General features: G+C 70.1%; 19 protein-coding genes and 2 pseudogenes. 8 read left to right on the plus strand and 13 right to left on the minus strand.

Translation table 11 applies throughout. The features are described from left to right. Positions 1 to 12 precede the first annotated feature (12 nt). Complete coding sequence (locus tag ACZ7OY_RS29695; RefSeq protein WP_471914239.1) at positions 13 to 936, plus strand: LysR family transcriptional regulator; 924 nt, start codon at positions 13 to 15, stop codon at positions 934 to 936. Positions 937 to 1,019: 83 nt separating this feature from the next. On the opposite strand, the gene ACZ7OY_RS29700 is transcribed toward ACZ7OY_RS29695, so the two are convergent. Genes ACZ7OY_RS29700 through ACZ7OY_RS29715 form a run of 4 tightly spaced genes read right to left on the minus strand, consistent with a single transcriptional unit; the run spans position 1,020 to position 5,904 of the window. After that, positions 1,020 to 2,303, minus strand: a complete 1,284-nt coding sequence (locus ACZ7OY_RS29700) for a flavin-containing monooxygenase (RefSeq protein ID WP_471914240.1) — start codon at positions 2,301 to 2,303, stop codon at positions 1,020 to 1,022. Between the two features lie 37 nt (positions 2,304 to 2,340). Beyond that, a complete protein-coding gene (locus tag ACZ7OY_RS29705; protein WP_471914241.1) occupies positions 2,341 to 2,769 on the minus strand; it encodes a hypothetical protein in 429 nt (142 codons plus the stop codon). After that, a complete protein-coding gene (locus ACZ7OY_RS29710; protein ID WP_471914242.1) occupies positions 2,766 to 4,424 on the minus strand; it encodes a GMC family oxidoreductase in 1,659 nt (552 codons plus the stop codon). The genes ACZ7OY_RS29705 and ACZ7OY_RS29710 overlap by 4 nt, the downstream gene beginning before the upstream one ends. 16 nt (positions 4,425 to 4,440) lie before the next feature. After that, the gene (locus ACZ7OY_RS29715; protein ID WP_471914243.1) at positions 4,441 to 5,904 is read right to left on the minus strand and encodes an aminobutyraldehyde dehydrogenase; all 1,464 of its coding nucleotides are present in this window, start codon (positions 5,902 to 5,904) and stop codon (positions 4,441 to 4,443) included. A 220-nt stretch (positions 5,905 to 6,124) separates the two neighbouring features. On the opposite strand from ACZ7OY_RS29715, the gene ACZ7OY_RS29720 reads away from it, so the two are divergent. After that, positions 6,125 to 7,594 carry an APC family permease gene (locus tag ACZ7OY_RS29720; protein ID WP_471914244.1) on the plus strand — a complete coding sequence of 490 codons (1,470 nt, stop codon included), beginning with the start codon at positions 6,125 to 6,127 and terminating at the stop codon, positions 7,592 to 7,594. Positions 7,595 to 7,672: 78 nt separating this feature from the next. Beyond that, positions 7,673 to 8,881 (plus strand): PucR family transcriptional regulator, encoded by a 1,209-nt coding sequence (locus ACZ7OY_RS29725; RefSeq protein WP_471914245.1) that lies wholly within the window; start codon positions 7,673 to 7,675, stop codon positions 8,879 to 8,881. A gap of 48 nt (positions 8,882 to 8,929) precedes the next feature. On the opposite strand, the gene ACZ7OY_RS29730 is transcribed toward ACZ7OY_RS29725, so the two are convergent. Beyond that, positions 8,930 to 10,348, minus strand: a complete 1,419-nt coding sequence (locus tag ACZ7OY_RS29730; RefSeq protein WP_471914246.1) for a GntR family transcriptional regulator — start codon at positions 10,346 to 10,348, stop codon at positions 8,930 to 8,932. Between the two features lie 248 nt (positions 10,349 to 10,596). Between ACZ7OY_RS29730 and ACZ7OY_RS29735 the strand changes: the two genes are divergently transcribed. Then, positions 10,597 to 11,358 (plus strand): SDR family NAD(P)-dependent oxidoreductase, encoded by a 762-nt coding sequence (locus tag ACZ7OY_RS29735; RefSeq protein ID WP_471914247.1) that lies wholly within the window; start codon positions 10,597 to 10,599, stop codon positions 11,356 to 11,358. Positions 11,359 to 11,436: 78 nt separating this feature from the next. Here ACZ7OY_RS29735 and ACZ7OY_RS29740 read toward each other — a convergent pair whose 3' ends face one another. From ACZ7OY_RS29740 to ACZ7OY_RS29770, 7 genes are all read right to left on the minus strand, one after another. Then, the gene (locus ACZ7OY_RS29740) at positions 11,437 to 12,711 is read right to left on the minus strand and encodes an MFS transporter (protein ID WP_471914248.1); all 1,275 of its coding nucleotides are present in this window, start codon (positions 12,709 to 12,711) and stop codon (positions 11,437 to 11,439) included. Then, the gene (locus tag ACZ7OY_RS29745; RefSeq protein WP_471914249.1) at positions 12,708 to 14,096 is read right to left on the minus strand and encodes a GH1 family beta-glucosidase; all 1,389 of its coding nucleotides are present in this window, start codon (positions 14,094 to 14,096) and stop codon (positions 12,708 to 12,710) included. The genes ACZ7OY_RS29740 and ACZ7OY_RS29745 overlap by 4 nt, the downstream gene beginning before the upstream one ends. Positions 14,097 to 14,297: 201 nt before the next feature. Further along, on the minus strand, positions 14,298 to 14,921 hold the full coding sequence (locus tag ACZ7OY_RS29750; RefSeq protein ID WP_471914250.1) for a TetR/AcrR family transcriptional regulator: 624 nt from the start codon (positions 14,919 to 14,921) through the stop codon (positions 14,298 to 14,300). Between the two features lie 164 nt (positions 14,922 to 15,085). Continuing rightward, a complete protein-coding gene (locus ACZ7OY_RS29755; protein WP_471914251.1) occupies positions 15,086 to 15,760 on the minus strand; it encodes a hypothetical protein in 675 nt (224 codons plus the stop codon). Between the two features lie 4 nt (positions 15,761 to 15,764). Further along, positions 15,765 to 16,955, minus strand: coding sequence for a hypothetical protein (locus ACZ7OY_RS29760; RefSeq protein ID WP_471914252.1), 1,191 nt, complete (start codon positions 16,953 to 16,955; stop codon positions 15,765 to 15,767). 53 nt (positions 16,956 to 17,008) lie between these two features. Then, positions 17,009 to 17,494 carry a hypothetical protein gene (locus ACZ7OY_RS29765; RefSeq protein WP_471914253.1) on the minus strand — a complete coding sequence of 162 codons (486 nt, stop codon included), beginning with the start codon at positions 17,492 to 17,494 and terminating at the stop codon, positions 17,009 to 17,011. Beyond that, positions 17,491 to 19,188, minus strand: coding sequence for a hypothetical protein (locus tag ACZ7OY_RS29770; protein WP_471914254.1), 1,698 nt, complete (start codon positions 19,186 to 19,188; stop codon positions 17,491 to 17,493). The genes ACZ7OY_RS29765 and ACZ7OY_RS29770 overlap by 4 nt, the downstream gene beginning before the upstream one ends. A 184-nt stretch (positions 19,189 to 19,372) precedes the next feature. Here ACZ7OY_RS29770 and ACZ7OY_RS29775 point away from each other — a divergent pair, with 184 nt between their 5' ends. The 4 genes and pseudogenes from ACZ7OY_RS29775 to ACZ7OY_RS29790 all read left to right on the plus strand — a co-directional run. Continuing rightward, the gene (locus ACZ7OY_RS29775) at positions 19,373 to 20,596 is read left to right on the plus strand and encodes a sensor histidine kinase (RefSeq protein WP_471914255.1); all 1,224 of its coding nucleotides are present in this window, start codon (positions 19,373 to 19,375) and stop codon (positions 20,594 to 20,596) included. Continuing rightward, entirely contained in the window at positions 20,593 to 21,303 is a 711-nt protein-coding gene (locus ACZ7OY_RS29780) for a response regulator (protein ID WP_471914256.1), read from the plus strand. Before ACZ7OY_RS29775 ends, ACZ7OY_RS29780 begins: the two co-directional genes overlap by 4 nt. A 364-nt stretch (positions 21,304 to 21,667) precedes the next feature. Beyond that, positions 21,668 to 23,227, plus strand: a complete 1,560-nt coding sequence (locus ACZ7OY_RS29785; RefSeq protein WP_471914257.1) for a carboxylesterase/lipase family protein — start codon at positions 21,668 to 21,670, stop codon at positions 23,225 to 23,227. Positions 23,228 to 23,603: 376 nt separating this feature from the next. Beyond that, positions 23,604 to 23,921 (plus strand): annotated as a pseudogene (locus ACZ7OY_RS29790) (IS701 family transposase); the annotation flags it as partial. A 466-nt stretch (positions 23,922 to 24,387) separates the two neighbouring features. Here ACZ7OY_RS29790 and ACZ7OY_RS29795 read toward each other — a convergent pair. Next, a pseudogene (locus ACZ7OY_RS29795) lies at positions 24,388 to 25,215 on the minus strand (IS701 family transposase); the annotation flags it as partial.

Genomic DNA, 25,215 nt, shown 5'->3' on the forward strand with positions numbered 1-25,215 from the left:
GAGGAGGAACGCGTGCCCGCTCGTCCTACCCTGCGGCAGCTCGAGTACTTCCTCGCCGCAGTCGAGCACGGGTCGTTCGGGGCGGCCGCCCAGCGGTTGCTGGTGGCCGCCCCGAGCCTGTCGGAGCAGATACGCCGCCTGGAACGCACCCTGGGCGGCCCGCTCTTCGTGCGGACCAACCGAACACTGCAGCTCACCGAGATCGGCCGCCGGCTGATCCCGCTGGCGCGGGAAACCGTTCACAGCGTCGATGTGCTGACCCGGCAGATCCGCGGAGCGGACAGCGCACCCGGAGAGCAGGTCTCCTTCGGCGCGTCCGGCAGCGTGCACCTGCATGTGCTCGACACCGTCGCCAAGGAGTTCGGCGTCCGCCACCCCGAGGTGGGCATGCGCCTGGTCGGCCTGGAGTCCGCGGACATCGTCGACCTCGTGCGGGCCGGCGACCTGGAAGCGGGCCTGGTGCGCCTGCCCGTCGACGTCTCGGGCCTGTCCGTCACCCAGCCGGTCCTCGTCGACACCGTCGTGTGCGCGAGCGCCGATCCCAGCCGTGCCGGACGGCCCGTGACCATCGACGAGTTGGCCGTACGGCGGCTGGTGCTGTCCGGTGCGCGGCTGCGCGAGCGGGACCCGATCCGCCGGGCGCTGCTGGCCCGCGCCCGTGCCGCGGGCGTGCCGCAGCGGCCGCATGTCGAGGTCGAGCTGGAGACGGCGGCCCTCGAGCTGGCAGCGGGCGGGGTCGGGGACGCGCTGGTGTCGCGGCTGCTGACCCGGCTGCCCCGGTTCGCGGACGTGGTGCACTGCGCCCCGCTGTCGCCGGTGGAGGAGGAGCGGTTCGCCGTGATCACCCGGAGCGGCAGCCTGCCGTCCCGGGCGACTCGCGAGTTCGTCGCCATGGCCTGCCGCCGACTGAAGTCACTGCAGAGCGCCGCGGCCTGAGCCGTATCCCCGTACCGCCGGCTGCAACGAAAGAGGGGGTATCCGCCGTGACGGCGGATACCCCCTCTTTCCCGCGTGTCCGATCAGGACGTCACGGCCTCCTGACGGGTGCGGCCCTCCACCTCGAACGCGTCGAGCAGGCGCGTGGTGTCCTCCAACTGCTCGACCCAGTCGGCGCGCACAATGTCGACGCGGGTATCGGTCTCCTGCAACTGCTCGATGCGCTCCTCGACGTCGAGGCCGGTCTCGCGCAGCGTGATCATCCTGGCCACGGCGGCCGCCTGGGTGCCGTAGATCGGCAGCTGCGGTCCCCGGGGTGCGGTCAGACCGATGAAGTACAGGCCGCTGGTGCCCTCGGGGAGGATGCCCGCGGCCCGGCGCAGGGGTACGCCGCGCTCCCAGGGCAGGAGGTCGTCGGCGAGGAACGGCAGCCGCACGTGGAAGCCGGTGGCCCACAGGATGTTGTCGTACTCCGCCGAAGCGCCGTCGGTGAAGTGGACGGTGTTCCCGTCGAAGGAGCGGATGCCGGGGCGGACGCCGACGCGGCCGTGCTGGATCCAGTACATGAGGAGCGTGTTGACGGTGGTGACACCGTCGGCGAGGGTCGGCGCGTCCGGCGCGGGCATCCCGTAGTCGACGGGGTCTCCGAGGACCACCTTGGACATGAGCCGGTTGATGAAGTCCTGCTCGGCGGGGCTGAACCGCTGGAGCCACTCGACCTGCTGGCGGGGCAGGCCGAAGTAGGACTTGGGCTGGAAGTGCAGGCCCTGGATCATCACGACGTCCGCCTCGAGGCGGTGCTGGGCCACGTCCACGGCGAGGTCGCAGCCGGAGTTGCCGGCGCCGACCACCAGGACGCGGTTCCCGCTCAGGTCCCGGACGCTGTCGTACTCGCTGGAGTGGAGCTGCACGCCGCTGAACGTGCCCTCCACGGGAGGGATCTTGGGGTCCCAGAGGTGTCCGTTGGCGACCAGGACGCCGTCGAAGTGCTCGGTGAGACCCTGGGAGGTGCGCACCAGCCAGCCGGCGTCACCAGGGCGGCCCGCCGCCGGGGCCGGTTCGACCGTCTCCACCGACGTGTCGAAGACGATCCACCGGTTCAGGTCCCGGTGCTCGGCGAACGAGACGATGTAGTCGCGGACTTCGTCGCGTCGGGGGAAGTGCGGGTAGTGGTCGGGCATGGGGAAGTCGCGGAAGTGGGTGGTGTCCCGCGAGGTGATGAGGTGGAGGGCTTCGTAGTCGGTGTGCCAATGGCCACCCACGCGGTCGGTCTTCTCGTAGCAGACCACCTCGTGGCCGGCCCGGGTGAGTTCGTCGGCGGCGGACAGGCCCGCGGCTCCGGCGCCGATGATGCAGTAGCGGGTCACGATGCTCCTTGGTGTGCGGTGTTCGTCGGGTGGGGGGTCAGCCGGGTGTGGGCCGGAAGATCTTGCCGCGGCGGCGGGGCGGACCGAGCAGATCGCCGGTCAGGTAGACGTCCGCCTCGCCCGGCTTCACCGGGTTGGGCCTTCTGCCCTGGAAGCCGATCGCGTCCCAGACCGGCTGGGCGGCCAGGTAGCGTCCGGCGCACACGATCCGCAGGAGTTCGTAGCCCTCGGTGTCGGCCGTGCGCAGGCTTTTGAGGAAGGTCTCGGCGGACTGTCCTGCCACCGCGTCAAGCAGAGCGTCGAGGCGAGAGTGGTGTGGGCCCATCTCGGCGAGCACCAGATCGAGCACTGAACCGTCGGGATCGGCTTCCTCGTTGGAGGGGAAGCCGTGCATCGTCGGCGGGAAGAACCAGTCGGCGACGGCGAGCAGGTGCTCGCGCCGTGCGTCGGTGAGCTGCCAGGTCATGCGGGGACCTCCTCGTCGGCGGCGCGGCGGACGAGTTCGGTGGCGCCTCGCAGGGCCAGTGCGGCAATGGTGTTGGTGGGGTTCACGCCGCCGCTGGTGACGAAGATGCTGCCGTCGGCGATGTGGAGGTTGGGCACGTCGTGGGTGCGGCCGAAGGAGTCGGTGACCGAGGTCTCCGGGTCGGTGCCCATGCGGGCGGTGCCGAGGAAGTGGCCGGGCTGGTCCGGGACGATGCCGTACCAGTGGACGGTGGACGCGCCGCCCTCGTACAGCGCCTCGCGGGCTTTGCCGAGGTGCCAGTCGAGCATCGCGATGTTGTTCTCGTCGCGGCGGTAGCTGACCTTGGGCGCGGGCAGTCCGCTCGCGTCGGTCAGTGTGTCGGAAAGTTCGACGCGGTTGTCGGGGTTCGGCAGGTCCTCGGTGATGACGGCGAGGATGGTGGACCGGTTCAGCACGCTGCGAACGTCGGTGAGGAGTTCCTCGCCGTGGGCGCCGACCGGGCTGTGCGGGACCATGGTGCTGGCGACCAGCGGTCCTCCGGTCGGCAGTGACACCCATTTGGCGCCGCGGACGAAGCCTCGGGTGCGGTCGGTCTCGTAGAACTCGTAGGAGTGGATGTTCTGGCCGGCGGGTCCGAGCACCGAGTCGACCTCGTCGTCCCAGACGCCGACGACCATGCCGGTGGGGTGGAGCATCAGGTTGCGGCCCACCAGTCCGGAGGAGTTGGCGAGGCCGTTCGGGAAGCGGGCGGACTGGGACGTGAGCATCAGGCGCGAGGTTCCGATGCCGTTGGCGGCGAGGACGACGACCTCGGCGCGCAGGCGGTGTTCGCGTCCGGTGCGGTCGAGGAAGACCACGCCGGAGGCGCGTCCGCGCGCGTCGACGAGGACCTCGCTCGCGCGGGCGCCGGTGACGACGGTGGCGCCGTCCTTGAGCGCGGTCTCCAGGTGGGTGATGTCGACGCTCGCCTTGGAGCCGTTGGGACACCCGGCCTCGCAGGTGCCGTAGCGGGCGCAGGGGACGAGGCCGCGGTGGTTGCCCTGGGAGATCGCGTTGGGGGCGGGCCACCAGCTCCAGCCGAGCCGGTTCATGCCTTGAGCGAGGCGCCGTCCGCCCTCGTTGATGGGCATGGCGGGGAACGGCGGCGGTGCTCCGTCGGGGTAGGCGGGGTCACCGGCCATGCCGGAGACGGCGAAGTCGACGTCGCCCTGCTCGTAGTAGGGGACGAGGTCCTCGTAGGTGATCGGCCAGTCGTCGCCGACCCCGTCGAGGGTGCGGGCGCGGAAGTCGCTGGGCAGCAGCCGGGGCCACTGGGCGCCGTAGTGGATGCTGCCGCCGCCGACGGCGTTGTACATCACCGGGGAGAGGTCCGAGGCGGAAATGTCGCAGGGGTAGTCGTGCCACTGCCCGCGTACGCCGCCTTCCTTGTGCCAGCGGCCCCACAGGGACATCTCGTACTCGGGGCGGTTGCCGGTGTACTCGGCCGTGCCGATCCAGGGGCCCTGTTCGAGGACGACGACGTGGAAGCCCCAACTGCTGAGGTACTTGGCGTAGACGGCGCCGGACGGTCCGGCGCCGACGATCACGGCGTCGGCGACGTCACGGTCGGTGGCGTCGAAGGCGGTCGCGTCGTACGTACCGCGTTTGATGGTCATGCTGTGGCTTCCGCCCTTACTTGTACGAGAGCATCACGTGCTTGGTGCGGCTGTAGTCGTCGAGGACGTAGGTGGACATGTCGCGTCCGTAGCCGGAGCCGCCGAAGCCGACCCAGGGCATTTCCGAGGCCACGGCCAGGTGGTCGTTGACCCAGACCGTGCCGAAGTCGAGGGCGTCGCTCATGCGCAGGCCGAGGCCGCCCTGCCGGGTCCACACGGAGGCGGCGAGGCCGTACTCGACGGAGTTGGCGAGGGACACGGCCTCGGCCTCGTCGGTGAAGGTCTGGACGGTGACGACGGGGCCGAACACCTCGGTGGTCTGGATCTCGCTGCCTTGGGCGACGTTGTCGAGGACGGTCGGCCGGTAGAACCAGCCCGCCCGGTCGACCCGTTCGCCGCCGGCCAGGACGCGGGCGCCCGCGGCGACCGCGCGCTCGACGTAGCCGGAGACTCGGTCGAGGTGGACTCCGCTGATCAGCGGGCCCATCTGGACGCCCTCCTCGTCGGGGCCGCCGACGACGAGCGCGGCCGAGGCCGCGACGAGGCGTTCCTTGAGCGAGTCGGCGGCCGACTCCTCGACTAGGACCCGGGTGGCGGCGCCGCACTCCTGGCCCGCGTTCCAGTAGCCGGCCATCACGATCGCCTCTGCGGCGGCGTCCAGGTCGGCGTCGGCGAAGACCACCACGGGGGCCTTGCCGCCGAGTTCGAGGTGGACGCGCTTGAGGGTGGAGGCGGCTGTGGCGGCGACGGCCTTGCCGGTCTCGGCGCCACCGGTGAGGGAGATCAGGCCGATGCCGGGGTGTTCGGCGAGCGCGCGGCCGACGCCCGCACCGGTGCCCACGACGACGTTGAGCACTCCCGCGGGGACGATGTCCCGGGTCAGGTGCGCGAGCAGCGTGGTCGAGGTCGGGGTGAGCTCCGAGGGCTTGAGCACGATGGTGTTGCCGGTGGCGAGCGCCGGGGCGATCTTGTAGACGGCCATCAGCAGCGGGTAGTTCCACGGGGTCACCGCCCCGACGACGCCGACGGGTTCCCGCTTGATCAGGGACAGGTGCCCGGTCACGTACTCTCCCGACGCGGGAGCCTGGGCGGCGCGGGCGGCGCCGGCGAGAAAGCGCAGGGCGTCGACCGAGCCGGGGATCTCGTCACGGGCGAACGGCACCGGCTTGCCCACGTCCATCGACTCGACCCGGGCGAACAGGTCGGCGTTGTCCTCGATGACGTCGGCCACCGCGTTCAGTACGGCGGCACGCTCGGCCGGGGTGGTCCGGCGCCAGTCGGCGCCCGCGCGGCGGGCCGCCTCGACCGCCGTGTCCACGTCGTCGGCGTCGCCGAGCGACGTCGTGTAGACGGTCTCGCCGGTCGCGGGGTCGATCACGTCCTGGACGTCGCGACAGGTCTTCGACGGACGTACCTCGCCGTCGATGAAGTGACCGGAGCGGGACCAGCCGAGGGCTTCGAGTTCGTCTATGAGGGCCATGGCGCCACCTTTCAGGGCACGCGGACACGGGGTCGGGACACCGAGAGGTGGCGTCGATCGACACCCTAAAGCTAAATATCGGTTTACAACCATAGAGCTCAGATATTTTCTGTAAGGACTTGACGCAATGAGGTCGCATCCCAAAGGTTGTGCCTCGACCTTGCGGACGGCGTGACGGATCCGCCGGACGCGACCCACGCCGACCCGAGCGAGGACACGTATGACCCAGCAACCCTCATCTCCACCGCCCGCCACCGGCTCCGCCCCGGCGGCCACGTCCGAGACCAAGCTGAGCGGTGGTCTGGGCGTCCGCGACATCGTGCTGTCGACCCTGGCCTTCACCGGCCCGCTGGCGGGTACGACGGGCTACATCGTCCTGATGATCAGCCTTGGCGTCGGTGTCGGAACCCCCCTGGTCTTCGTGATCCTCACCGCGCTGCTCACCCTGTTCTCGCTGGGCTACGGCGCGATGGCGGCTGCCACGCCGAACCCCGGGGCGTTCTACTCGTACATCACCGCCGGGCTCGGCCGGACCGCCGGACTCGGCTCCGCGTTCCTGATCCTCGGCACCTACATCTCGGCCGCGGTCGGCTTCTACGGCTTCGGCGGGCTCATCGCGAACCAGCTCGTCGTGTCCTTCGGCGGCCCCGACCTGCCCTGGTGGCTCTACGCGGTCGGCTTCCTCGTCGCCGTCGGCGTACTCGCCTACTTCCACATCAGCGTCTCGGCGAAGGTCCTCGGCTTCCTGCTGGCCGTCGAGGTCCTCGCGGTGGTCGCCTTCGACCTGGTGACGATGAGCAACGGCGGCGCGGACGGCGTCTCGCTCGGCGTCTTCTCGCCCTCGCACCTCGTCGACAACGCCGGCAACCTCGGACCGGCGTTCATCTTCAGCGTGGCGGTCTTCGTCGGCTTCGAGACCACGGCCGTCTACCGCGAGGAGACCCGCGACCCTGAGCGGACCATCCCGCGCGCCACGATCGCCACCGCCCTGTTCATCGGAGTCTTCTACGTCATCACGTCCTGGGCCTTCATCACGGGTCTCGGGACCAAGGACGCCGTGGCCCGCGCGACCGCCGAAGGTCCGCTCTCGTTCAACAACGTGGCGGAGCACCTCCTCGGCAAGACCTACGTCGACCTCGTCTCGGTCCTCCTGGTGACCAGCGTCTTCGCGGCCCACCTGTCGATCCAGAACGTCATCGCCCGATACGTCTACTCGCTGTCCGTCGACGGGATCCTGCCCCGGTACTTCACCAAGGTGCACCCGGTCCACAACTCGCCCTACCGCGCCTCCGTCAGCGTCAGCGTCGTCAACCTCGTGCTGCTCGTGACACTGCTGCTCGCCGGTCTGAGCGTCGTCGAGATCTACTCCTGGTTCGGCGGCCTCAGCTCCTACAACGTCCTGATCGCCATGTGCGTGACCTCACTCGCCGTGGTGGCCTACTTCGTGAAGCACCCCTCGCCGACGGTCTCCCGCTGGCGCGGCACGGTCGCCCCGGCCATCGCGTTCGTCCTGTTCCTGGTGCTCGTCTACTTCGGCGCCGTCAACTTCCCGATGCTGATCGGCGGTTCGGCCGAACTCGGCGCCCTGTTCGTCGGCGCCAGCGCAGCGATCGCGATCGGTGGCGCCGTCTACGCCGCCGTCCTGCGTCGGCGCAAGCCGGAGATCTACCAGCGCATCGGGCGCCAGTAGACGCTCCGACCTGCGACGAGATGCTTTTCCCCAGCAGCTCGGCACATGCACAATGCACCGGTGAAAGGTGAATGGCCGATGCCGTCGGAGTCGTCCCGCAGGCTGATCCGGCGCGCCGCCGAGCGACTCCTCGCCCGCGAGGAGTCGCTCGTGGAGGCGCTGTTCGCGGCGACCCAGTCCGTCGCGCCGGCGAGCCTGCGCTCCGACCCGGTCCTGTCCGAGGCGGACCGGTCGGTGAGCGAGGCGAACGCCCTCCAGTGGATCACCTCGAACGTCAACGCACCCGGCGAGCGGGTGGAACCGTATGTCGGCGCCGAGGCGATCGACCTCGCCCGCGACCTCGTCCGACGCGGCCTCGAGGGGGACGACCTCGACAGTTGGCGGGCCGCGCAGCAGGTGGCCTGGACCCAGTGGGTGCGCGAGTGTGTCGGGCTGGCCTCCGACAACGAGACGCTGATCGAGGTGCTGTCGATCAGCCATCTCTCGATCACGACGTTCGTGGACGACACGATCCGGGCGGTGGGATCGGTGATCGAGTCGGAGCGCGAGCATCTGACCCGGGGCACCGCCAGCACCCGTCTGGAGACCGCCACCCTCCTGATCTCCGGAGCGCCGGTGCCGGTCGAGCGGGCCGAGCAGGCACTCGGATATCCACTGACCGGACCGCATCTGGCGGCGTTCCTCTGGGTGCCCTCGAACGACCTCGCCGCCGAGCTCGAACCGGCGGCCGAACACCTGATGCGGGCCCTGGGCTGCCGGCGGCGTCTCGCGGTCGTGGCGGGTGCCGCGATCACCTGGACCTGGATGCCCACGGCCGAGGATCCCGACGCCGACGCCCTGCGGGCGGTGATGCGGGAGCACCCGCAGGTACGGGTGACACTGGGCCGTCCGGCTACCGGACTCGACGGTTTCCGCAGCAGCCACCTCGACGCGCTGACCACACAGCAGGTGCTGGCCGGGCTGCGTTCCCCACGCCGTCTCGCGACCTTCGACGAGGTGCGGATGGTCTCGCTCATGGCGGGCGACCCGGCCCGCATGGACGCCTACGTGCGCGAGACGCTGGGCGAACTCGAACACGCCGACCCGGTCCTGCGCGAGACGGCAGCGGCCTACGTGAGGGAGCGCTTCAACATCTCCCGTACCGCTGAAGTCCTATTCACCCACCGCAACACGGTGGAACGGCGGCTGCGACGGGTGGACGAGCTGTTGCCCCGGCCCCTCGCGGAACGGCCGATCGACGTCGCCGCCACGCTCAACATCGTGCAGTTGCGTACGGCCGAGCGCTGACGTCCGCAGCATTCGCCCTGGCGCTGACGTCCGCCGCCCGGGCAGCACTCACCCCAGCGCGACGACCGTCCAGGGCACCTGTTCCAGCCCGACGAGCACCGTGGCCGCCTCGTCGACGAGGTCTCCGACGTACACCTGCGGGTGGTTGGAGACCACGACTCGCCGTTCGGCGTTGACCACGGCGAAGAGCAGACCCTTCTCCAGGAGCCACGGCACGACGGCACGCTCGATGTCCGACACGAGCAGGTCGAAGCCGACGATTCCGGCGAACCGGCCGTCGTCGAGCACCGGAACCGTGGTGGAGACGACGAAGTCGTCCACACCGCCCGCGTCGACGATCGGCCCCGTCACCCAGGCGTGCCGCCGGTCGCGCGGCTGCGCGAAGAACTCGCGGTGCGTGTAGTCGTAGAAGGTGTCCTTGCGCTCGTCGAGCTCGTGGACGCGAGGCTGATAGTCGCCGTCACCGCGGTTCTCCCACCAGTCCATCCAGTGCGCCGCGCCCTCGACGGCTCCGGGCTCGGCGAGGAACCCGGCCCCGTCGAGCGGGAGTTCGGCCCGGGACAGTGCGTCGAGGGTCAGCGTGGAGATCCGCGGGCGTACGGCCACCTCCCGCCTGTCCTCCCGCAGCACCGCCGCGACCGCGTCGGCGAGTTGCACACCATCGCGCCGCAGCCGCCCCAGCACCTCGTCGAGTTGCGCAGCCAGGCCGGCCGGTCCCGCCTTCCGGGCGGCCTGCTCGGGCCGCTCCCGGGTCTCGTCGGCGAGGATCTCGACCCTGCGGGTCTGCAGAACGGCGAAGCCGTGCGCGACCTCGTCCGCGGCCACGGAGCGGGCGTCATCGGGCCGACGGTCCCTGATGGCGGCCACCAGGGCCCCGAGCTGTTCGGTCGCCTCGGCGCGCAGTTCGGGTGTCTCCAACGCGGGCTCGAACATCCAGTCCGAGTCCTCGGTGAACTCGAGCACCGCCCGGCTCAGGCGCGGGGACTGGGCGATGGCGGCGAGTTCGATGTGGAAGCGGGCGTACGCGCGTCGGGCCGCTGGGGCGGTGTCCGCGCTCACCAGGTCGGTGAGGTGCGCTTCCAGGACCTCCACGTCGTGCGCCGAGGCCCGGCCCGCGGCCAGACGGGCCGCCGTCGAGACGAGCATGGCGCGCCAGTCGCTGAGTTCACGCAGGTCGGTCCCGGAAAGCTGTCGCAGGAACGCGTCGGGTCCAGTGATCTGCTGGGCTCGTACGAAGCTGCCGCCGTACTTCCCCGCCCGGGTCTCGATGACGCCGTCGGCCCGCAGCACGTCCAGCGCGTCCCGCAGCGCGGTTCTGGTGACGCTCAGCTGCTCGGCCAGATCCCTTTCGCGGGGCAGGCGCTCACCGTCGGCGAGCAGGCCCAGCCGGATCGCGGTGCGGATGCGCCGGTCGATCGCACCGGACAGGTCGACATCGTGGATCGGCGCGAACACGCGCGTGATCAACGGTCGTCGGTGTGTACGTCCCAGCACGAACGGAATTCTTTCACAGCCCATGATCTGGAGCGATGGAGCGTCTCACCCACCTGCCGCCCGTCCTGGTGCCGCACCCGTGACTGTTCCCGGCCCCCCGGCCCACCCCAAGGAAAAACCTTCGGCGTACGTCGTCAGATCGCCGTTCACGGCGTGGCCCCGGGACACAAATACTGGCGGCAGCCGCCTTGTGTCGGCTCCACCCCCGCGAAAGGACACCGATGACTCAGCCCCCGCACGCCTTCAGCCCCCGTTTCGCCGATCGGGCCGTGTTGATCACCGGAGGGTCACGCGGCCAGGGAGCGGCGCACGCTCACCGGTTGGCCCGAGAGGGCGCCAGTGTCGTGATCACCGACGTCCTGGACGACGACGGGGCCGCGACCGCCGCACGTCTGACCGCCGAGGGCCTGGACGTCGAGTACCTCCACCTCGACGTGTCCGACCCCGGCGACTGGCAGGCCGCCTGCGCGCACGTCGAGAGCCGCTTCGGCCGGCTGGACGTGCTGGTCAACAACGCCGGCATCGTGGACGTCACGCCGGTCGACGAGCTGCCGCTGAAGACCTGGGAGCGGGTGATCGCGGTCAACCTCACCGGTGTCTTCCTCGGGATCCAGACGATGATCCCGCTGCTGCGCCGCGGCACCGAGGCCGCGATCGTCAACACCTCGTCGATCTTCGGTCCGTCGGGCGCCGCCGGATATGCCGCCTACGCGGCGAGCAAGGCGGGCATCCTCGGCCTGACCCGGACCGTGGCGCTGGAGCTGGCGGACGACGGGATCCGGGTGAACGCGCTGGTGCCGGGCGGGGTCAGCACGCCGATCAACGAGGCCGAGCCCGAGGGCGGGGTGGTCCCCGAGACGCCGCTGGGGCGCCGCGCGAACGTGGACGAGCTGGCCGCCGCGGTGGCGTTCCTGGCCAGTGCGGACGCGTCCTTCGTCACCGGCACCGAACTGGTGGTCGACGGAGGCTTCCGCGCGCGCTGATCCTCCTGGCGGACGGCAAAGAGCAGGCGGGCCAGGACCTCTCCGGTTCTGGCCCGCCTGCTCTTTTGTGTGCCTGGTTCAGCTCACGGCCTTGATGCGCACCACCAGGACCGACCCGAGCACGCTCACCGCAGCGGCGAGACCGTAGAGCGCCGTGTAGCCGAGGCCCGTCGCGATGACGGCAGCGGCGACGACCGGTGCGAGGACCTGGGGCAGGGTGTTGGCGATGTTGATGACGCCGAGGTCCTTGGCCCGGTCCCCGGCGCCCGGCAACACCTCGGTGATCAGGGCGAAGTCGACGGCCGTGTAGGCGCCGAAGCCGATGCCCAGCACGATCGAGCCGACCAGGGCGGCGGTCCAGGTGTGGACGAACGCGAAGATCAGCAGCGCCACCGCGGCGATGAGACCCGACCAGATCACGAAGACCTTGCGCTTGCCGACCCGGTCCGACCACCATCCGCCGACGAAGGCCGTGACGACGGTGACGACGCCGTACACGGCGGTGAGCACGAACACGCCCGACTCGGCGTCGTCGTCGCTCATGTGCACGGCGTCGCCGAGGTAGTAGAGCAGGTAGAGGATGAGCAGCGAGTTGCCGAGGTTCATCAGGAACCGGGTGATCCAGGCCCAGCCGAAGTCGGGGTGCTTGCGCGGCGAGACCCAGAAGCCTCGTACGAAGCTCCCCCACCGCAGCTCGGGCCGCAGCTCGCGCGGCAGCGGGACGTCACGGGCGTCCAGGCCGTACGGCAGGGTGGTCAGCACGAGTACGGCGGCCAGGGTGAGGTAGCCGGCCGCGATACTGCCGGTGGCGGCGGCGATCCCGGAGCCTGCGACGACACCGAGGGTCTGGGCGATCGCGAGGACACCGCCGACGACGCCGCGCTGCCGGGCCGGCACCCGGTCGGGGACGGTGGCGGAGATGGCTGCGAGCGTGGCGTTCAGCGATCCCTGCGCCAGGGACCATGCCAGGACCATCACGATGACCGAGTCCGCGTTGGTCAGCAGCAGCATGGCGACGATGCCGCCGAGGACTCCGCCGATCGCCCACGGACGGCGCCGCCCGAAGCGTGAGACGGTCCGGTCGGAGAACGCGCCGCACAGGGGGTTGGTGATCATCGAGACGGCGGCGCCCACGCCGGTCACCAGGGAAAGCACGGCTTCCTTGTGGTCCGGTGATATCGCTTCGGCCTGCTGGGCGAGCAGCACCTGGATCGGGCCGAACAGGCCCGACCAGAGGCCGACGCTGATCAGGACCAGCCACACGACCCAGACGGTGGAGACCCGTTCGGTCGGCTCGGCCAGCGCAGGATGGACGGACGGCGACTGAGGTTGGGGCTGGACGCGGGCGCTCACGCGGTCGCTCCGCGGTGGGCGCGGATCAGACCGGCGTACCAGTCGAAGGAGCGCTTGGGGGTGCGGACCAGAGTGTCGTAGTCGACGTGGACCAGGCCGAACCGCTGGGCGTACCCGTCTGACCACTCGAAGTTGTCCAGCAGGGACCAGCAGTAGTAGCCGCGCACGTCGACACCCCGCTCGATCGCCTCGGCTACGGCACGGATGTGGCCGTCGAGGTAACCGATCCGGCCCTGGTCGTCGACCACGCCGGACGCGTCGGGGCCGGTCGCGAAGGAGCAGCCGTTCTCGGTGATGATGAACGGCGGGACGCCGGGATAGCGCTCCTTCATGTCGACCAGCAGGTCCGTGAGCCCTGAAGGCACGATCGGCCAGCCGAAGTCGGTGGTCGGGTATCCGGTCACGTCGGCGTACTCGAACGGGACCGGCGCGCCCTCGGCGGCAGCCCTCACACCCATCGGGTTGTAGTAGTTGACCCCGTAGAAGTCGAGCGGCTGCGAGATCAACGCGAGGTCGTCCGCCACCGGGCCCGGCATGGCCTCGCCCAGTCCCTCGGGGTAGCTGCCGAGCAGGACGGGGTCGGCGAAGAGCCGGTTCCAGAGCGTGTCGAAGAACCCGGCGGCGGCCTGGCCGGCCTCGCCGTCGGTGAGGGGCCACACCGGGATGTGGTTGGTGGCCGTGCCGATCTTCCCGGTGACGCCCGCCGCGCGCAGTGCCTGTACGGCGGTGCCGTGGGCCAGCAGGATGTGGTGGGCCACCGGGAGCGCGTCCAGCATGAGCGCCTTGCCCGGGGCGAGGACGCCCTCGCCGTATCCGCTCAGGGTCACCACATTGGGTTCGTTGACCGGGCACCAGTGGGTCACCCGGTCGCCGAGAAGGTCTGCGACGACGGAGGTGTACTCGCCGAATCGGGCGACGGTGTCGCGGTTGAGCCAGCCGCCTTCGTCCTCCAGGGCCTGCGGGAGGTCCCAGTGGTAGAGGGTGGCCATGGGCTGGACGCCGGCTTCGAGCAGCCCGTCCACGAGCCGGTCGTAGAAGTCCAGGCCGGCCTTGTTGACCGGGCCCTTGCCGGTGGGCTGGATGCGCGGCCAGGCAATGGAGAAGCGGTAGCCGTCGGCGCCGAGCCGCTTGATGAGCTCGATGTCCTCGGGCCAGCGGTGGTAGTGGTCGCAGGCGACGCTGCCGTCACTGCCGTCCACAATCCGGCCGGGCTCGGCGGTGAAGGTGTCCCAGATGCTGGGCCCCTTGCCGTCCTCGGTCGCCGCGCCCTCGATCTGGTAGGCGGCGGTGCTGGTGCCGAAGAGGAAGCCTGGCGGCAGGGTGATGTCCTTGCGCTCGCCGCCGTCGGCGGCGCCTGTCCGGGCAGGCGGGCGAACGTGGTCCATAGACGGTGACTCCTTGGTGGAGGGCAGAGAACCCAAATATCGATGGCCGAATTATTGCGTAGCAACCATTAAGGGCAAGGGCTCGCGCATGGCAGGGGCGGGGAAGTTTCGGGCGCGGCTCGTCCCGCGCACAGCGGGCTTTTCGACTCACGGGCACGCGGAAGGCAGGCCGGTCGGGAACCCGGCCCGTGTACCCGCGGATCACATCGCGGGCTCCTCCAGGACCTCACGCAGAGCGTGGGGCCACAAGTCGGCCGGCATGTTCCGGAGCATGAGGCGCACCAGTCTCATGTCCCGCTCCAGGGCGGGCCTGTCGCCGAAGGTCATCCACTTGATCGCGAACCCGTCGGTGAGGACGAGTACGGTCCGCACGGCCAGAGCGACGGATTCGTCGTCGACGTCGGCGCGTGTGATCTCGCGCAGCACCTCGTGCCAGGACCCCACGAAAGCGGAGTAGAAGTCACGGGCGATGTCCGGATCCTGCTTCATCGCCCAGAGGTGCAGGTCGAACTGCGCCCGGATGTGGTGCGGGTGGTCGATCATCCAGTCCACGGCGAGCTTGAAGAACTCCGCTGCGGCCTCGCCCAGTTCGAGGTCCTTCCCCAGTGCGCGCACTTCTCCCAGGTCGACCTGGGAGAGGCGCCGCAGGACCTCTACGAACAGGTTCTCCTTCGACTGGAAGCAGTAGTGCAGACCGGCGAGTGGAGCTTTTGCCTCGGCTGCGATGCGCCGGGTCGTCGCGTCGGCGACCCCGACGGTCGCGACCACCTTGATGGCCGCGTCGATGTACTGCTCGCGCCGGTCTTCCGCTGCCAGTCGTGCCATGGTCTGCTCCACTCATTGGTTCTGATCAAATGACTTGGTCATTTGATCAGAATGAAGGCTACGCCACGACAACCCTGCTGACCAGCCCTTCTTCGTCACAGGTGGTGCCCGGCCGGCACTCCCGCCGACCGGGCACCACCTACTTCCGATGTCGGTTGGAGGCCTCAGATCCCCGTGGCCGCGAGGAGCCGGGACGGGCGGTTGCGGCGCCAGGCGATGACCAGGAAGACGATCAGGCCGATCACCGGCAGGGTGCAGACCGTCCAGCTCAGCGGCAGCGGCGGGCCGGGCTGGGAGAGGACCGTGATGTTCTTGAGCGTGCCGGTCCCCTGGCCCTGCGGACCGTCGAAGGTGAAGTCGTAGGTCCCGGCGGAGTCCAGCGACTGCACGTCCAGGCCCCAGACGTCGAGCTTGCGCGGATGCCGGGAGAGCGGGCTCCCGCTGCGCCTGCCGGGACCGTCGGCTCCCGGGCCGTCGGACCCGGCACCGTCGGACCCGGCACCGTTCGATCCGGCACCGTTCGATCCGGCGCGGGCCATCCGGAGCGTGCCGGACTTGCCCTTGATGCCGCCGTCGGGGGCGAAGGTGAAGTCCAGCGACTGCATGGCGCGCAGCGGCCACACGGAGAAGCCGACCGTCATGCGGTAGGGGCCGACGTCGACCTGTTCGGTGTGGACGATCTCGACGGGTGCGTACGCCTGGGCGGACGGGGCCGAGAAGGCGATCGCGGCCGCCATCGTGCCCAGGGCCAGCAGGAGGGCCCGGGTGCGCCGCACCACGGACCGGCGCGCGGCACCGACTGCTCGCCGCCGCATCAGGAAGGAGGTTGGGGTGCGCATCGGTTCAGCGGCCTTCCTGCTCGGCGGCGTTGTCGTTCAGGTTGAGCAGCGCGGCGAAGCGCGCGCCGAGATAGCCGGCCAGCACGCCGAACACCAGGCCGAGGAGCGTGTCCGTGAGCACCGTGGACAACAGGTCCTCGCTCCGGTCGCCCATCGGGCCCCGCCCGCCCCCGCCGCTCTGCAGCAGCCGCTTCTGCCACAGCATGGTGAGGCTGACGATCACACCCGCGACGGCGCCGAGCAGTTGGGGAGCGAAGCGCGCCGACCATCCGTATCGCCGCCCCACCCACAGCAGGACGTCGATCACCAGGGCCGCGGCGAGCATGAACATCGGTATTCCGGAGGGCAGTTCCGGCGGCATGCTGCGCAGGTTGTCCCGCAGCGGCAGCCCGACGTGGGCCGCGTAGGCCTTGGCGGCCCACGGGGAGAACCACCACAGGAAGAGCTGCATGACTCCGAGGACGGCCGCGATGGACACGGCCGTGGCACGGCCCCGCACGGTGATCGCGCCCATGAGGACGAAGCAGACCGAGAAGAACACGGTGCCCGCGACAACCGGGTCGACCGACAGATTCAGCCCGTCGAAGGCGTTGGTGGTGATCGGGGTGAACGTCATCAGCACAGGGACGCTGACGATGATCCCCGCGCGTCCCCAGCGCCGCGCGCGGGCGGCGGCGAACACGATGACGCTGCCGACCATGGTCACGCTGATGGAGATGAACAGGGCCACGTGCGGCGGGGAGTTGAGCACGGCGTCGAAGCCGTACAGGGAGTGCCACCACAGATCCATCAGTCCGTACAGCAGGAACAGCGCGCCGCCGATGCCGGAGATGAGGTATCCGAGAGGTGCGGTGAAGGTGCCGCGCAGGACCCGCACCGGGCTTCCCCCGACAGCCGGGTCGGCGGGGCGGCCGGCCCGCTGGGCTGCGGTGGCCCGCAGCACCATCACGAGGCTGGCGACACCCGCGATGGCACTGCCCGCGTACAGCAGCAGGTGGGACAGCGTGAAGAAGGTGTCGGGGCCGACGTCGACGTGCCATTCCACGTCCCAGCTGATGCCGACCAGCGACATCAGCGTTCCGAACAGAACGGTGTACGCGCCGGCCGCCCCGGCGCGCTCGCCCTGAGGCAACCTGGCGTCGGGTGGTGGCGGCTGGCCGGAGTCGACCGCTCGGGCCGTGGTGGCGGAGTCCATCGGGAGGTGCCTTTCGGGTGAATGGGCCGGGCAGACGCGACCGTGACGGTGCGTCAGCGGGTGACGGCGAGTGGGAAGACGACCTGGTCGTGGCGGCCTCCGTCGGTGACGGAGACCAGGAACTCCCAACGGCCGGGCATCATCAGGGGAAGTCCGGACACGTGGTAGCGGTCGCCGTCCCGTACGGCGGTGAAAGCGGGCACGGCGTGGCCGGCCGAGGGCAGCACCGCCGAGACGGTGACGTTCGTCGAGGACGTCTCGGCCGCCTCAGCCGCGCGAGGCGTGAGCTTCACGTCGACCCCGGTGGAGCCGGTGAAGGGCGCGGAGACGGTCAGGGTCACCACGTCGTGTGCGGTGCCGCCCGTGAGGACGACAGCGTCGTCGGACGTGTCGTCAGAGGAGGTCGTGGTCGTGGTGGTGGTCGTGATGTCCGACCTGGCCAGCAAGGGGCGGAGCGCCAGCACGGTCAGTGTCACGGTCGCGAGGAGCGCCGCGACCATCAGGAGCCGTCGCGCGGACTGTGTGAGGAGCCGGCTCATCCCTCGCTCCCGGTGCCGCCGGTGACGTGGAGGAGGTAGGGGACGGTGAGGATGGCACTGTCCTTCTCGGCCTGGATCCAGATCCGGTAGTAGCCGGTGGCGGGGAAGGTGTAGACGAAGCTGACGTCCGGGCCATAGGCGGCGACGGTCTCGTCGGCGGCGCTGTCGCCGTTCACGGGCATCAGACCGCTCATCGAGCCCATGCCGGAGGAGGACGAGGCCGCGGAAGAGTCGGCGGTGGAGTCGGAGCCGCCCATGCTTTCCATCCCGGGCATGTCGGCCATCCCCTCCGGCTCGTCCGCGGGATCGGAGACGGCCCCCATGGAGTGGGAGTGGGCCCAGACCTCCGCGTTCTGTGCCTTCTCGCCGATGTCCTTCACGCCGGGATCGACGGGGCCGACGACGATGAGGTGGCCGAGCATTCCCAGCCACGGCTGAAGGTCCGCGTCGTTGCCGACACGGGCGGTGAGAACGACGGGCTCGCCCGCCGTGAGCGAGGAGGCGGTCAGCTTCACCGGCACTCCGTCGACGGTCCGCGTGCCGGTGCCCGCCTCCGCCGGAACGGACACCGTGCCGCTCTTCGTGGAAGTCCCGCCGCCGGAGACCGCGTCGATACCGGTGGCGGATCGGAGCTGCTGGACGCCGCCGCCGCGGCGCTCGATCTCGGCCGAGAGCGCGTAGTGACCCGCCTCCGGCAGGGGCAGGGAAACCTCGTAGACACCCGGTGCCGACCGCACGGGATGGAGGTGCCACAGCCGCCCCGAGGGTCCGACGACCAGCAGGTGCACCAGCGCCCCGTCGTGGACGACGAGGTCGTCCACGGGCAGTCCGGTGGCGGTGTCGGTAAGGTCCACGCGCAGGTCGTCGGCCTGGCCGACGCGGACCGTGGAGGAGCGCAGCACCATCGTGGCGGGCGGGCGCGAGTAGTCGCCGGTCTGCTGACCGGTGTAGCCGTACGGGTCTTCGACACCGTCGACGCTGGCGTCCACCTGGATGCCCTGTGCCGGCGGGAGGGGCATGTCCCGGGAGATGAGAGCTCCGCTGACCGCGACGGCCAGGCAGGCGACCACTCCGCTGACCGGCACGAAGGTCCACCAGCCGCGGCGTGACCGTACGGCGACGACGATGGTGACGACGATCAGGACGCCCGCGCCGATGAAGCCCGCATACACGGCCTTCTCCGCCGGCGAGACGGTCTGCTCGCTCACGACGAACGGAATCGTCGCCGTCCGCCGGCCGTCGTCGAGCGACAGTTCCCACGGTCCCGCCCCATCGATGTCCAGCACGGCGGAGAAGGAGCCCGGCCGGGCTCCCAGGGTGACCGTGGCGGTGTCGGTGGTGGTCCCCGCGGAGGAAGCCTTCGACGACGACGCGGACACACCGGTCGGCGTCACCCCCAGCCTGATCCGGCCCGCGGCCGTACCGGTGTGGGTGATCACGTCCACGTGCAGGGGGCCCGGCACTCCGGTCACCCGGCGCAGGATCACGGTCAGTTCTCTGCCGCCGAGTGTCTGGGCGACCTGCACATCGCCGCCGGCGGAGGCCGAGTCGGCGTACGCGGACGGGTCGAGGCCGAGGACCGCGCACAACGCGCACGCCACGACGGCAAGCGCGGCCCGCAGGCGGCGCGGGACGGAATGAGCTGTTCGACGGGACGTGCCGGGCCCCGCCGCGAAAAGGGCGGTGTCGTTCATCACGGGTCACGCTAGAAACCCCGTCATCCCCGTGTCGTCACGGTGCCAGGGGACCTCGCGTCCCCCGCGCGGGGGACTGATTCACAGGAACGACCAGGCATCATGGGGCCGTCGTGACGGTTCGTCCCGATGACGTCGCACCGCCCGTACGGGCAGCCGGAGCGAGCAGGTGAAAGGGGTGCCGGTGCCCGAGACATCCGGACGAGGCAAGCGAATAGGAGCCTTCGTCCGCGCCCGTGACACCGGTGGATCACTCACCCGCCAGGCGCTGCTGGTCGCCGGCGTGACCCTGCTGGTGGACTGCTTGTCCTTCCTCCTCGCCGGGGCCTCCTCGTTCCAGCCCGGCTGGCGCTGGGTAGTACTCGCGGCCATCGTCGTGGTGGACGCCGGGCTCGGTGCCCCGCCTCGTTTCTCCGGCGCGGTTGCCGTCGCCCAGGCCACGCTCACCGTGGCCGGCGCGGCGCTGCTGCCGTGGACCGGGGCGCCGATGCCGCAGTTGAACAACGCGGGGCTGCTGATCTCCGCGTACCGTGCCGGTGCCTGGCTGACCCGGTGGCCGGCCGTGGCGTCGCTGGCCTTCCTGATCGCCGGACAGGCCGGTTGGGACGTGCTGCGCGGGGCGCGCCACGGGGGCTGGCCGCTCTTCGTGCTCGACGGCATCGCCTACGCTCTGCTGCCCTGGCTCGTCGGCCGCTACACGACGGCCCGGCGCGCGTACATCGCCGAGCTGGAGCAGCGCTCGGAGCGCGAACAGCGCGAAGCGCGTCAGGCCCTCGTCGAGGCCGTCGCGGAGGAGCGCAGCAGCATCGCCCGCGACCTGCACGACGTGATCGCCCACCATGTGAGCGCCATCGGCGTCCACGCCGGAGCCGCCCGGCTGAAGGCGGCGACGACGCCGGGCACCGAGGTCATGACGGAATCGCTGACCGCCGTCGAGACGTCCAGCCGGGCCGCCATGGTGGACCTGCGGCGGCTGCTCGACCTCCTGCACGGCACCCCGTCGGGGGAGGACAGCCAACCCGGACTGGACAACCTCGCCGAACTGCTGGACCACGCGCACGCGGCCGGGCTGCGGGCCCGCGTCACCGTGCACGGCGTGCTGCCGCCCCTGCCGGAGTCCATGGACATCGCCGTCTACCGCGTGGTGCAGGAGATGCTCACCAACGCCTTGCGGCACGGCAACGGCGCCGCGGCCGAGGTGGAACTGAGGTACGAGGACTCGGCGGTCACCGTGACCGCCGCGAACCCGCTGCCCGTCCCCGCTCCCGCCCGGACCGACTCGCCCCGCCGGGGCCTGCAGGGCATCCGCAACCGGGCCGCCATGTTCAACGGCTCCACCGGCTACGGGCCCACACCCGACGGCCGGACCTGGATCACCTCCGTCTCCTTCCCCCTGGACCTCGCATGACCCTGCGCGTCCTGGTCGCCGACGACCACGCCATGTTCCGTTCCGGCCTGCGAGCCGTCCTGGACACCCAGCCCGACCTCGACTGCGTCGCGGAAGCGGCGGACGGCCGGACGGCGGTCGCCGAAGTGGCCCGGCTGCGTCCCGACGTCGCCATCCTGGACATCCGGATGCCGCGTCTGGACGGCCTGCGCGCCACGGAGGCGATCCTCGCCGACCCGGCGAACGTCACCAAGGTGCTGGTGCTGACCACGTACGACAGCGACGAGTACGTACACCGCGCGCTGCGTGCCGGAGCCAGCGGTTTCCTGCTGAAGAGCCTGCCCCCGGAGGAACTGATCGCGGCCGTACGGGTGGCCGCGCGCGGGGACGCGCTGATCGACCCGTCGGTGACCCGGCGGCTGCTGACCCGTCTCGCCGACGGGGTCGCCCCGCCGCCCGCCCCCGCCGAGGTCGACCGGCTCACCGGCCGGGAACGTGAGGTCCTGGTCCTGATCGCGGCCGCCCATAGCAACGCGGAGATCGCCGCCCGGCTCGGCATCGGCGACGAGACGGTCAAGACCCACGTCTCCCGGATCCTGACCAAGCTGCACCTGCGCGACCGGGTCCAGGCGGTCGCGTACGCCCATGTCCACGGCCTCGCCGGCATAGGTCCGTCACCGTTCACCCCGTCGGGAACCACAGCACGAGGCACCGACCACCGGCGCTAGGGGACTGCTTCAGCGCACCGGCAAGAGCTCCTTGTCGGTCGCTCGTTCCTCTGCGACCGCGCCCGGCAAGCGCCAGTTCGCACCGTGGTCCGAGGGAAAGCGGTGCAGATCGCCATCGCCATCGCGATGTGTTCCAGGCCACCATCTATCCACTCCAGGCACTCCCCGCCATAACCGGGTCCGGCTCCTGCCGACCCCTTCTTCGCGACGACTGAACGACTCCAAGCAAGCGGAAAGCCTGGCCGGTTGAAGTCCGGCTCTTACCGAATGAGGAGTGGGCAGAAGCGACATGAGAAGCAGAACGAGAACGCTGCTCGTGGCAGGGGCGTCGGCCGTACTCGCGGCAGTGACGACTCTGACCGCCATGGCACAGGGAAATGCCGATTCCGCCAACGGCAACCCGAACTCCTATCCCGATCGCCATCCCGTGGTCAGGACCGCGCAGGGACAGGTGCGCGGGGAGGCCGCGTCGATGGTCACCTCGTTCAAAGGGATTCCGTACGCGAAGGCGCCCGTGGGTTCCCTGCGCTGGAAGGCCCCGCAGGCGGCCGCGAAGTGGAGCGGCGTGCGGGACGCCACCGAGTTCGGCGGATCTTGTGTGCAGGGGACCAGTTGGGACCCCGGGTACGAAAAGCCGACCCTGACCGAGGACTGTCTGTACCTGAACGTGTACCGGCCTTCGAACACCACGAAGAAGAACTTGCCCGTCTTCGTGTGGAACCACGGTGGCGGCAACACCGCGGGGGCCGGCCGGGACACCGATCCGGACAAGTTCGTCAGCCGACAGGACGTCGTCTTCGTCACCATCAACTACCGTCTTGGCGCCATGGGTTGGCTCTACACCGACCAACTGGACAAGGACAACAAGGATGGCGCGGCAGGCAACTTCGGTCTCCTCGACCAGCAAGCCGCCCTGCGCTGGGTGCGGCAGAACATCGGCTCCTTCGGCGGCGATCCCGGCAACGTCACTCTCGCGGGGCAGTCAGCCGGCGCCCGTAACACCTGCACCCAGCTCGCCGCACCGGGCGCCAAGGGCCTCTTCGACCGGGCGGTCCTGCAGAGCGGCGGCTGCAATTCGCCCGTACGGACGCAGGCGGCGGCCGCCGACAGCGGTGAGCGATTCGCCGCTGAACTGAACTGCCCGGCGGGCTCCCAACAGCTCACCTGTCTGCGGGCCAAGAGCCCCGCCGACATCCTCGCCGCCCAGCAGAAGGTCGCCCAGAACTCCTCGGTCTACGGCACCGCCGTACTGCCGAAGGACCCCTTTGCCCTGCTCAAGGCCCGGAAACTGACCGATCTGCCGGTCCTGGTCGGCGGCACCTCCGACGAGTCCCAGGGAGGCGTCTTCAGCGCCTACGACTACCTCGGTCATCCCCTCACCGGCGACGAGGTCCACGGTCTCGTCGACCAGATCTACCCGCAGGGCGCGGATCGAGTGAAGGCCGCTTACCCGGTCGAGGACTACTGGTCTCCTTCCGTGGCCGCGGGCGCCATCCAAAGCGACCAGCGCGCCTGTCAGGACCAGACACTGCGCGAACGGCTCGCCGCCGACACCAGGACCTACGCCTACGAGTTCGCGGAGAAGGACGGGCCGTCCTTCACCTCGATCTGGAGGCTGGGCAACAGCGACTACCCGTTCGGCGCCACCCACGTCAACGATCTCGGCTACCTGTGGGACTACCTCGGCACTGCGCTGCCCTTCAGTTCCACACAGGTCCGACTCTCCGACCAGATGATCAGCTACTGGGGCGCCTTCGCCTCGGACGGCGACCCGAACGTGAGACTGGCGCCCACCTGGCCGAGGTACACCTCCCAGGGCACTCTCCTCCAGTTCCACGCACCGTCGGCCACGCGGGTCACGCACGCTCAGATCGACCAGGAACACAACTGCACGCTGTGGGACGAGGTCAGCCCCGCCGCCTGAGGTCGCGTCCCGACGCTCGGATCTCCGCATCTCAGGCGCCAGAACCCGTATCGGGCGCGCCGCGGGGCCGCTGGTCTCACTTACTGGCGGTCCCGCAGGTCAGGGCTTGTGTCGTTGGAAGCACGAGGCCAACTTCATACTGCGAGGAGCCCCCGTGCGCGTCCATCGGCGGTCAGGTCCCGATGCGGCTCCTCTGCTGGTGATCCGTACGGTGGTGCATCCAAAGCGGCACGTCGCAGACCTGAAGCACTCTGTTGTTGGGAGGTCGGCGGGTGCGAACTGGCCCGCGATGTGCAGGCGCCAGGAAGCCTCGTGCACGAGCTCGGTCAGCGGACCGATGTGTTCGGCGGACAGACCGGGCAGCGCCGTCAGCAGCTCCCGCCGCAGCGTCAGCAGGCCCGAGGAGATCTCCTACTACATCGCCTACTGCCCCGTCGACACCACACTCGACCAGCTCATCCGGATCGCCGGCAGCCGGTGGGCGGTCGAGGAATGCTTCCAGACCGCGAAGCAGGAATGCGGCCCGGACGACTACCAGGTCCGCCGCTACCCCGGCTGGCACCGCCACATGACCCTCGCCATGGCCGCCCACGCCTGCCTCACCGTCCTGCGAGCCCGCGCACTCGACACCGACAAAGCAGAAACGGATCCTCCCAACTCATCTACCTCAGCCTCGCCGAAATCCGACGCCTGATCACCCGCCTCACCGACCGCCGCCCCACCCCCATCGACCACATCCTGCACTGGTCGACATGGCGCCGACGACGCCAACACCAAGCACGCATCAGTCACTACAAACGACGCGGCCACAGCCCTTGAACTGGCCAGCAATCAGGACAACCACCGTTGCAGTACTAGTACTCCAGCAGCGCTTCGCTATCTGGCCTGGTCAGAGGCGTCGTCAGGAGTGTAGTGGGCAGAGAGGGGGGCGGGGGCGGTCTTGCCGGACCGCCCCTCCAACGAGTGGCCTCGTCGTCGGTAGTGACAGTGCCGGGCGACGGCCTGACGCCTGCGCCGCCATCGTGACCAGCTCAGTGCGTGGACGCGAAGCGGCGGTCGGGGCTGGGCTGCGGGGCGAGTTGCCAGGAGTCGGCGGACTTCCGCCACGGTGAGCGGAACCAGGGTGGAACCGTTTCTGCATCCCCCTTTGCGGCCGCCTAGGCAGCCGTGGCCGCGAGGAAAGCGTGCGCGAGCATGGCCAGGGTGACGTGCCGCATCCAGCCCACGTAACGTCGGACTTCGTACTGATCCAGGCCGCACTCGTTCTTCGCGGCCTGGAAACACTCCTCGATCGCCCACCGACGCCCGGCCACACTCACAAGCCGGTCGACGCCGGTGCCCACCGGCGCGTATGCGAGGTAGTAGGCGATCTCATCGGGCCTCCTGACGCTGCGCCGGGCCAGCGCCCAGCGGTGATGCGTGGGCCGCTCGCCGTCGAAGTCCGAGACCGCGGGGAGTTGGACGGCTGCCCAGTGATAAACGCGTGGGCCCTTGGCGCCGTCGCCGCACGAGCGTTGCTCCCAGGCTTCCTGCGGTGCTTGCGTGAACAGGTGGTCGATGCGGCCAAAGCCAGGTAGGTGCTGGGACTTTGGGACGGCGAGCACGTAGCCGATGGCGGCTTCTTCCAGCATCCGGCGAAAGCGCCACTCCTGGCCGTAGGCGGCATCCGCGGTCACCCAGGCGATCGGCAGGGGCGAGGCGAGTGAGCGCAGCACCATCTCCTTGGCCAGCTCTGGTTTGGTGGCGAAGGCCCTTTCATCGGGGATCTTTGCGGCGCGGCAGCGTTCGCGGTCGTCCGTCCAGGACTTGGGCAGATACAGCTCGCGGTCCACCAGGGCTCGGCCGCGGGTGGTGGCGTAGGCGGCGAAGACGCCGATCTGGCAGTTCTCGGTGCGGCCGGCGGTGCCGGAGTATTGGCGCTGCACGCCTGCGGAGGTGGTGCCTTTCTTGAGGAAGCCGGTGTCGTCCAGGATGAGCACCCCGTCGTC

The organism is Streptomyces sp. NPDC107559, assembly GCF_055657365.1.